This window comes from Paraburkholderia sp. Ac-20336 (assembly GCF_017105025.1).
Classification (GTDB): Bacteria; Pseudomonadota; Gammaproteobacteria; order Burkholderiales; family Burkholderiaceae; genus Paraburkholderia.
On sequence record NZ_JAAGPS010000059.1, the window covers coordinates 34398 to 42715 of the forward strand.

Sequence of the window (8318 nt, forward strand, 5' to 3'; positions counted from 1 at the left end):
CGCGCGCCACCTTAGATGGCCCGGCGCCGTTCCGTCATCAAAGGGATTGTCATGTCCAAAGAATTTGACGTCGTCGTGATCGGCGCGGGCCCCGGCGGTTATATCGCCGCCATTCGCGCAGCGCAGCTCGGCAAGACCGTCGCATGTATCGAAAAGTGGAAGAATCCGGCCGGCGCGCTGAAGCTCGGCGGCACCTGCCTGAACGTCGGCTGCATTCCGTCGAAGGCGCTGCTCGCGTCGTCGGAAGAGTTTGAAAACGCTTCGCATCACCTCGCTGACCACGGTATTTCGGTGGGCGACGTGACGGTCGATATCTCGAAGATGATGGCCCGCAAGGACGGCATCGTCGAGAAGATGACCAAGGGCATCGAATTCCTGTTCCGCAAGAACAAGATCACGTGGCTCCAGGGCCATGGCAAGTTCGCCGGCAAGACCGACGCCGGCGTGCAGATCGAAGTGAGCGGCGAAGGCGAAACCGAAGTCGTCACGGCGAAGAACGTGATCATCGCGACGGGTTCGAAGGCGCGTCATCTGCCGGGCATTCCGGTCGACAACAAGCTGATCGCCGACAACGAAGGCGCGCTCTCGTTCGACTCGGCACCGAAGAAGCTGGCCGTGATCGGCGCGGGCGTGATCGGTCTGGAACTCGGCTCGGTGTGGCGCCGCCTCGGCGCGGAAGTGACCGTGCTCGAAGCGCTGCCGGAATTCCTCGGCGCGGCTGACCAGGCGCTCTCGAAAGAAGCGGCCAAGCAGTTCAAGAAGCAGGGTCTCGACATTCACGTCGGCGTGAAGGTCGGCGAAGTGAAGACGAGCGCGAACGGCGTGACGATCGCCTACACGGATAAGGACGGCAACGCGCAGACGCTCGAAGCCGACCGTCTGATCGTGTCGGTCGGCCGCGTGCCGAACACCGACAACCTCGGCCTCGAAGCGATCGGCCTGAAGGCCAACGAGCGCGGCTTCATCGACGTGAACGACCACTGCGCGACGGCCGTGCCGAACGTGTATGCGATCGGCGACGTGGTGCGCGGCCCGATGCTCGCGCACAAGGCCGAAGACGAAGGCGTGCTGGTCGCGGAAGTGATCGACGGCCAGAAGCCGCACATCGACTACAACTGCGTTCCGTGGGTGATCTACACCGAGCCGGAAATCGCATGGGTCGGCAAGACCGAGCAGCAACTGAAAGCCGAAGGCCGCGAGATCAAGACGGGCCAGTTCCCGTTCATGGCGAACGGCCGCGCGCTCGGCATTGCGAAGGCGGACGGTTTCGTCAAGATGATCGCCGACGCGAAGACCGACGAGCTGCTCGGCGTGCACATCATTTCGGCCAACGCATCGGACCTGATCGCGGAAGCCGTGGTGGCGATGGAATTCAAGGCAGCCTCGGAAGACATCGGCCGCATTTGCCATCCGCACCCGTCGCTGTCGGAAGTCATGCGCGAAGCGGCACTCGCCGTGGACAAGCGCGCGCTGAACATGTAAGCGCGCACGCCTGAGCCGAAACGCAATCCTGGTATCGCCGAAGGCGGGCGGGTTCACTCCCTCCCGCCTTTCTTTTTTGCAGCAACACGATGAACGTCACCGAATACTACGAAAAAGAACTGCAGACCCGCGGTTATCAATCGGACCCGGCGCAGCGCGCGGCGGTCGACCGCCTGCAGCGGTGCTATGAAGAGTGGGTCGAATACAAGTCGCGCCGCTCGAATGCGTTCAAGAAGCTGATCAATCACCCGGATCTACCGCGCGGCGTGTACATGTGGGGCGGCGTCGGGCGCGGCAAGAGCTTCCTGATGGACAGCTTCTACATGATCGTGCCGGTGCAGCGAAAGACGCGTCTGCATTTCCACGAGTTCATGCGCGAAGTGCATCGCGAACTCGAAGAACTGAAAGGCCAGGCCGATCCGCTCGACGAACTCGCGCGCCGCATCGCGAAGCGCTACCGGCTGATCTGTTTCGACGAATTCCACGTATCGGACATCGCCGACGCGATGATTCTGTACCGTCTGCTCGACAAGCTGTTCGAGAACGGCGTGCAGTTCGTGATGACGTCCAACTACGATCCCGATACGCTGTATCCGGACGGTCTGCATCGCGACCGCATGCTGCCCGCGATCGAGCTCATCAAGAACAGGCTCGACGTGCTCAACGTCGATGCGGGCATCGACTATCGGCGTCGCACGCTGGCGCAGGTCGAGATGTATCACTCGCCGCTCGGCGCCGCCGCCGACAAGGCGCTGCGCGACGCTTTCGCGCGGCTTGCCGCGGTGCCCGACGAAAGCCCGCTGCTGCATATCGAGAAGCGCGAGCTGAAGGCGCTGCGCCGCGCCGACGGCGTCGTCTGGTTCGACTTCGCGACGCTGTGCGGCGGCCCGCGCTCGCAGAACGACTACCTTGAGCTCGCGAGCCGTTTTCACGCGGTGATTCTCTCCGGCGTGCCGCAGATGACGGTGCGCATGGCCTCGGAAGCGCGCCGCTTCACATGGCTCATCGACGTGTTCTACGACCACAAGGTCAAGCTGCTGATGTCGGCCGCGGTGCCGCCGGAGCAGTTGTACGTCGACGGGCCGATGGCTAACGAATTCACGCGCACGGTGTCGCGCATCGTCGAGATGCAGTCGAAGGAATATCTCGATACGCCGCGCCGGATCGTCGATACGTCGCTGACGTAAGCCGGCTGCGGTCGCGCATCCGGATTTATCGGACAACGCATTTCAAGATTCGGAGTCGTCTTATATTCCGCGAACGGATGACTGGCTATCTTTTGTTGTAGTTCTGACAAAGGAGGAAGCATGAATCCGTACCGCGATATTACCGATGAAGAATGGCGCCGCGTCGCGCCGCTACTGCCTGAACTGCGTCCGCGCGTCGAGTTGCGCGGCCGGCCGCTTGCCAATACGCGCGCGGTGCTCAATGGCGTGCTGTGGGTCATGTACAGCGGTGCGACGTGGTCCGCGATGCCGCGCAAATACCCGTCGTATCAAACCTGTCACCGCCGCTTCAAAACATGGTATGAGTCCGGCGTGCTCAAGCGCGTGACCGGGCTGCTGCTCGGTGCGTCGAGCGAGGAACTCTGTCGCCTGATGGAAGCGCGCATGCGCACGCATGCGAACGTGCCGCAGAAGGGCAAGGCCGCGGCAAAGGCGCCCGCGGTGGTGCACGTGAAGCCCGGCGTGTGCAGTCCCGCAATCGCCACGCCGTCGTCGGAGTCGCCGTTCGTCTATGGCACGTCGCTCAGGCAGGCCGCATAGCCATGCGCGGGGTTGTCCGTCAATGAAAACGGCCGCGCGATTTTCATCGCCGGCCGTTTCCTGGTCATGCTGCGTGTCTGTTGTGTACCGGGCGCGCTATCGATCCGCTCCACCGCCCTACATCCGTTCAGGCAAGACGCCGCGCTTTACGCGTCGTGTCTTACTGCTGGCGCACCCACGTCTGCGAGCGGCCCAGCAGCGAGACGCCAATATAGCCGCGCACCACGAGCTTGTTGCCGCCGTCTTCGAGATGCATCTTGCACTTGTAGACCTTGCCGTTCTCCGGGTCGAGAATCTGCCCGTGATCCCAGCTGTCGCCATCCTTCTTCATGCTGTCGACGATCGTCATGCCGAGAATCAACTGGTCCTTGCGCGCATCGGTGCATTCGGTGCAGCGGCGATCGGGCTGGTCGTTCGCGCCGAGCCCCTTGATGACCTTGCCGCTCAACTCGCCGTTGCCGTCCTGGGTGATCTGCACGAGTGCCTTCGGCTGGCCGGTGTGATCGTCGATCGTTTGCCAGGTGCCGACCGGCGTATCGGTTTGCGCCATCGCCGTCACGGCGCTCGCGAGCAGGGCGCCGGCGAGCGCTGCGTGCCGGGCGGTGCGCAGCGCGATCGCGCGGGCGCGTTGAGTGAATTGCGTCATTGTCTTCCTCCTTGATGAGAGACGGCGCGATCGTGGTCGCGCGGCGTTATGAGCATCGTTGCCGGCGGCTGATGCGCCACCGGCCTGCGCGATGCGGGACGATGCCGGCGCGTTGCCGTTGGCATCGTCAGCGCAGAATACGCGAAAGTACGCATGCCGTTTGATAGTAGGACTTCTAATCGGCAACGCGTACCCGATGCTTGCGCAGGCGTGTCAATTCAACTGGTAGGAGAACGTCGCATTGATGCGCGGACTGCGCGACGGGCTTTCCACCGGCGCGTCGCCGACCGCCTTCGCGACCGACAGATCGAGGCTGTAGAAGCGCGCATCGGTAATGCGGAAGCCGAACGCGATCGACGACAGGCGCGACGGTGCCGGCGTGCCCGCGTGCAGATACACGCGCGCCATGTCGAACGACACATACGGCGTGAACGATTGCAGATACGTGAAACCGAGCGCAATCGGCCGGTTGACTTCGAAGATCGCGCCCCAGCCCGAATCGCCCGCCGCCTCGCCCGGCTCGTAGCCCTGCGCAAAACGTTGGGCGCCGAACGAGATCTGCTCCGAGGTCGGCAGCGATACCGCGCTGTACTGGCCCGTCAGCGAAACCGAGGTGCCGATCTTCAGCGGCCACTCGTTGGTCTGCGAGAAGCTCGCGCCGGTTCGCACGAAGTTGAGCGACGCCGGGTTCGTGCCGGTCGGGCCCGGCACGTTCGAGTCGATGGACTTCGACGCGCCGAGAATGTTGAACGCCTTCGCGACGTTGATGCTCGCGCGCCGCACCTGGCCCGGATCGACGGCCATGTAGTCGGCCTGCAACTGCATCACGCGCACCTGCGAGCGCAAGCCGATCTGCGCGCCGGTGTCGTCATTGTGATAGCGGTCCTCGTTGTGCGAGGCATAGACCGACGCGGTGCCGATCACGCTGCGCGTGTTGCTCAGCAGGAGCGGGTAGGCGAGCGAGCCGCCGATCTTGTCGTTGATGACCGTGCGCGTGATGTTGGAGGCGAGCCCGGGAGTATCGACGGGATTGCCGCGGTAGTGCGACGCGTCGATGTTGCCGGTCAGCCCGTTGCTGCCGATCGGCACGCCCGCGTGCGCGGCCAGATAGGTGACGTTGTCGCGGCCCTTGGGCAGCAGTGCCGATACGCTCAGCTGTTCGCCGAGCGCGGTCAGCCCGTTGCTGGTGGCGGTCAGCAGGCCCTGCACGCCGGGCTGATTGAAGTTCAGGCCGCCGCTGAAGTCGATCGGCTTGCGCGTTACGTTCAGCTCGAGCGTGGTCGCGCCGTCGGTGTTTTGCGGCGGCGGCACGTTGGCGGCGACCTTGATGCCCGGCAGCAGGCCGAGCACTTGGGTAAAGCGTTCGAAGGTCGCGCGATGCAGCGGCTTGTCGGCGACGATGTGATCGGCGATTGCGCGAATCCTGTCTTCGGCCTGGCCCGGATTGCCCGTGACCTTGACCGCCGACACATAACCTTCGACGACCGTCACGCGCACCACGCCGTCGGCGAAAGTCTGCGCCGGGATGAACGCGAACGAGAGCGCGAAGCCGCGTTCCTGATAGAGCTTCGTGACGCCGTTGGCCACTTCGATTAGCTCGCCGATCGTGATGTCCTTGCCGACGAGCGGTGTGAAGCGCTGCGCGACCAGGTCGAACGGAATCGACTTCACGCCTTCGACTTTCACGCTCGAAGGCGTCAGATGGCGGGCGAGCAGTTCCTGAAGCTGAGGGGCTTGCGGCGCGACCTGCACGGTCACGTTCGGACCGCGGTCAGGGGCCTTGATCTGCGGCAGAGAATCGAGCGGATTGCCGCCGACCGGGCGGGATTGCGCATGGGCTTCCATCTGCGTCGCGCTGGCCGCGATGGCCGCGAGCGCGATGGTCCATCTACTCCATTGACTGCCATACCCGAATCTCATCGGATTTTCCTCGTATGCCATTTTTGTGTTGCGAGCGTGCCGCCTGGCCGGGCGGGTCTCGATCGCTTATAGGAGGCTCGACGCATATTGCCGTGCTGACGTATATATCGACACGAGCCCGGCGAGCTTGAGCATGCGTGACGCCTGTTATGAATTCGACTGTCTGCGCGCGATGCTTTTTCGCCGCGTTTCGCTTGCTGCATTGCGTTCGTGCATCTCGTTACTGCATTCCGCTACTGTAGGCACAGCATGGCGATATATGGATGCCGAATGCATCGCCCCGACATGCGTCGTCCGGCAAGCGCGCGCGAGCGCATCTTGCCGGACGGTTCATCTGCAACGCCGTTGCAGCGTCTGCATGAACGGCTTACTTATGGCTGAGCGGCAACAGGCTGCCGAGCAACGTCGACACGCCGCCCGTTGCACTGCCCGAACTACCCGTGGAGCTGCTCGAACCCGTCGTTGTGCTCAACCCGCCGACCGAGCTCGTCACGGTCGTCAGCGTCGCGGTCAACTGACCGACGAGCGCCGTCACCGGCGCGAGCGCCTGGCCGCCGCTGCCCGAGCCGATATTCGTGAGGCCGCTCAGCGTGCCCGTGAGCGTCGTCAGCGGATTCGAGCCGCTGGCCGTGCCGCCGAGCAGCGACGTCAGCGAGCCGAGCGGCGTGCCGTTCAGCGTCGAAGTCAGGGAGCCGAGCGGCGAGCCGCCGAGCAGGGTCGTCAACGAACCGAGCGGATTGCTGCCGAGCCCGAGACTCGCGAGCGAGCTTTGCAGCGGGCTCAGCGGATTGCCGTTGGCGGGCGGTCCGCCAGCGACCACCACGTTGGTGCTGCCGACGAGGCTCGTGATCAAGCCGGGAATCGGATTCGCGCCGTTCGGGCCGTTCGGATTGACGAGGCCGCCCGCGTTCGTCACCGTGTTGCCGAGCGAGCTGACGAGCGCGCCGACGTCGGCGCCGAGCGGGTTGCCGGTGGCCGAGCCGACTTTCGAGCCCGCCGTGTTGAGCGCGCCGCCGACCTGCGCGAGCACGCCGCCGAGCGGTGCACCGAGGCCGGTCTGCGTGCCGACCGTCTGCGTGATGAGACCCGCGCTCGTGACGATCGGCGTGATCGCCGTGCTGAGCGGCTGGGTGATCTGCTGCACCGGCGCCGAGTTGAGCACGTTGCCGAGCGTCGCGCCGCCCGCGTTCAACGCGGTGGCGGCCGTCGAGAGCGTGCCGGCGAGCGGCGTCGTCACGGGCGAGAGCGGCGCGAGTGTGCCGGAGCCGAGCCCGTTGACCGCGGTGCTCAGGCCTTGCACGACACCGCTCGTCGAGCTGACCACCGAACCGAGGCCGCCGACCGTCGTACCGACCGGATTGCTCGTCGTGCCGGTCTGTCCGAGGCCGTTGCTGACCGCGTCGGCGAGCGAATTGAGCGTGCCGCTCGTGCTCGACACCGCGCTGCCGACCCCTTGGGTGACCTGCGGGCTCAGGCCCGGGATCGTCTGCGACGCGATCGCGTTGCCGAGATCGCTGGTGGTTTGCGCGGCGACGGTGGCGAGACCGCTCGTGCCTTTGGATGTCGTCGTGGTCGTGCCCGGCGTATTGGTGCCGGAGTTGCCGCCGCTACCGGGGTTTGCAGCGCTCGGCGGCGCGCTGACTGTGCTGCCGCCGCACGCGGCGAGCAGGCTGGCGACCGCGACGGCGATCAGCGGTGCGCGCAACGACGAGACGGTCGCGCACGCCGCATGGAGAGAAAAAAAACGTTGAGTGGACATGGGTGCTCCTCCGTGTTCATCGTGTGCCGCGTACGGCCGATTTCGTGCAATTCCTTGCGATTGCTTGCGCCGTCACAACGTGCATTCCGGGTGGCGCGGCCCGGTGCGGGGCAAAGCGGGGGCCGTGGTCGGCCCCGGCGAATCTTTTGTCGAGCCTTGAAGCGCGGCCTGGAGTTGAAGCCTGGGGTTAAAGCTTGATGCCGAAGCGCGGGTGTTTCTGCGTGGCGGTCGTCGTGTGGCCGTCGTGCGGCCGGCGGTTCGCGCCGCACTTCGGCCGGCGCGGCGCGTGCCGTGCGTGTCGCCCGAGTCGCGAACGGCGTGGCGCGATCACGTCCGATGGATACCGCCGCGCCACCTTCTTCAGGCAAGCGGCTTACTTCTTCCCCAGTCCGCCGAGCACGCTGCCGAGCAGCGACGTCACCGGTGCGAGCGGATTGCTGCCCGTCGTGCCCTTGCCCGTCGTCGACGACAGCGAAATGCCGGCGGCCGGGTTCGTCGCCGAGCTGGTCGCCGCCGAATTCGTCGCCGTCGTGACGCCCGACGTCGCACCGCCCAGCGTATTCGTGACGCTCGAGAGCAGGCCGGTGACCGGAGCGAGCAGGCCGCTGCTGCCGCCCGTCGTGTTCGTGAGCGTGCCCGTCACGCTGGAGAGCAGGCCCGTGACCGGCGCAAGCGGGCCGCTGCCGGCGCCGCTGCCGCTGGTTGCGCCCGTGAGCGCACCCGTCACGCTGGACAGCAGGCCCGT

The 8318-nt window shown here is 65.3% G+C and carries 6 protein-coding genes and 1 pseudogene; 3 read left to right on the plus strand and 4 right to left on the minus strand.

From position 1 onward, the window contains the following. Nucleotides 1-51: 51 nt before the first annotated feature. The 3 genes from lpdA (at nucleotide 52) to GXB81_RS17820 (ending at nucleotide 3248) form a co-directional block, all read left to right on the plus strand. Nucleotides 52-1482 carry a dihydrolipoyl dehydrogenase gene (gene lpdA, locus GXB81_RS17810; RefSeq protein WP_167284660.1) on the plus strand — a complete coding sequence of 477 codons (1431 nt, stop codon included), beginning with the start codon at nucleotides 52-54 and terminating at the stop codon, nucleotides 1480-1482. 89 nt (nucleotides 1483-1571) lie between these two features. Then, nucleotides 1572-2669: a cell division protein ZapE gene (zapE, locus tag GXB81_RS17815; RefSeq protein ID WP_167040161.1), complete on the plus strand. Its 1098-nt coding sequence runs from the start codon at nucleotides 1572-1574 to the stop codon at nucleotides 2667-2669. 120 nt (nucleotides 2670-2789) lie between these two features. Next, complete coding sequence (locus GXB81_RS17820) at nucleotides 2790-3248, plus strand: transposase (RefSeq protein ID WP_167284661.1); 459 nt, start codon at nucleotides 2790-2792, stop codon at nucleotides 3246-3248. A gap of 160 nt (nucleotides 3249-3408) precedes the next feature. Here the strand turns inward: GXB81_RS17820 and GXB81_RS17825 are convergent, their stop codons facing one another. The 4 genes and pseudogenes from GXB81_RS17825 to GXB81_RS17840 all read right to left on the minus strand — a co-directional run. Further along, a complete protein-coding gene (locus GXB81_RS17825; protein WP_167040157.1) occupies nucleotides 3409-3894 on the minus strand; it encodes a DUF2147 domain-containing protein in 486 nt (161 codons plus the stop codon). A 213-nt stretch (nucleotides 3895-4107) separates the two neighbouring features. After that, nucleotides 4108-5814: a ShlB/FhaC/HecB family hemolysin secretion/activation protein gene (locus GXB81_RS17830; RefSeq protein WP_167284662.1), complete on the minus strand. Its 1707-nt coding sequence runs from the start codon at nucleotides 5812-5814 to the stop codon at nucleotides 4108-4110. A gap of 367 nt (nucleotides 5815-6181) precedes the next feature. Next, nucleotides 6182-7573 carry a collagen-like triple helix repeat-containing protein gene (locus tag GXB81_RS17835; protein WP_205989905.1) on the minus strand — a complete coding sequence of 464 codons (1392 nt, stop codon included), beginning with the start codon at nucleotides 7571-7573 and terminating at the stop codon, nucleotides 6182-6184. Nucleotides 7574-7946: 373 nt separating this feature from the next. Next, nucleotides 7947-8318: pseudogene (locus tag GXB81_RS17840) on the minus strand (collagen-like triple helix repeat-containing lipoprotein); the annotation flags it as partial.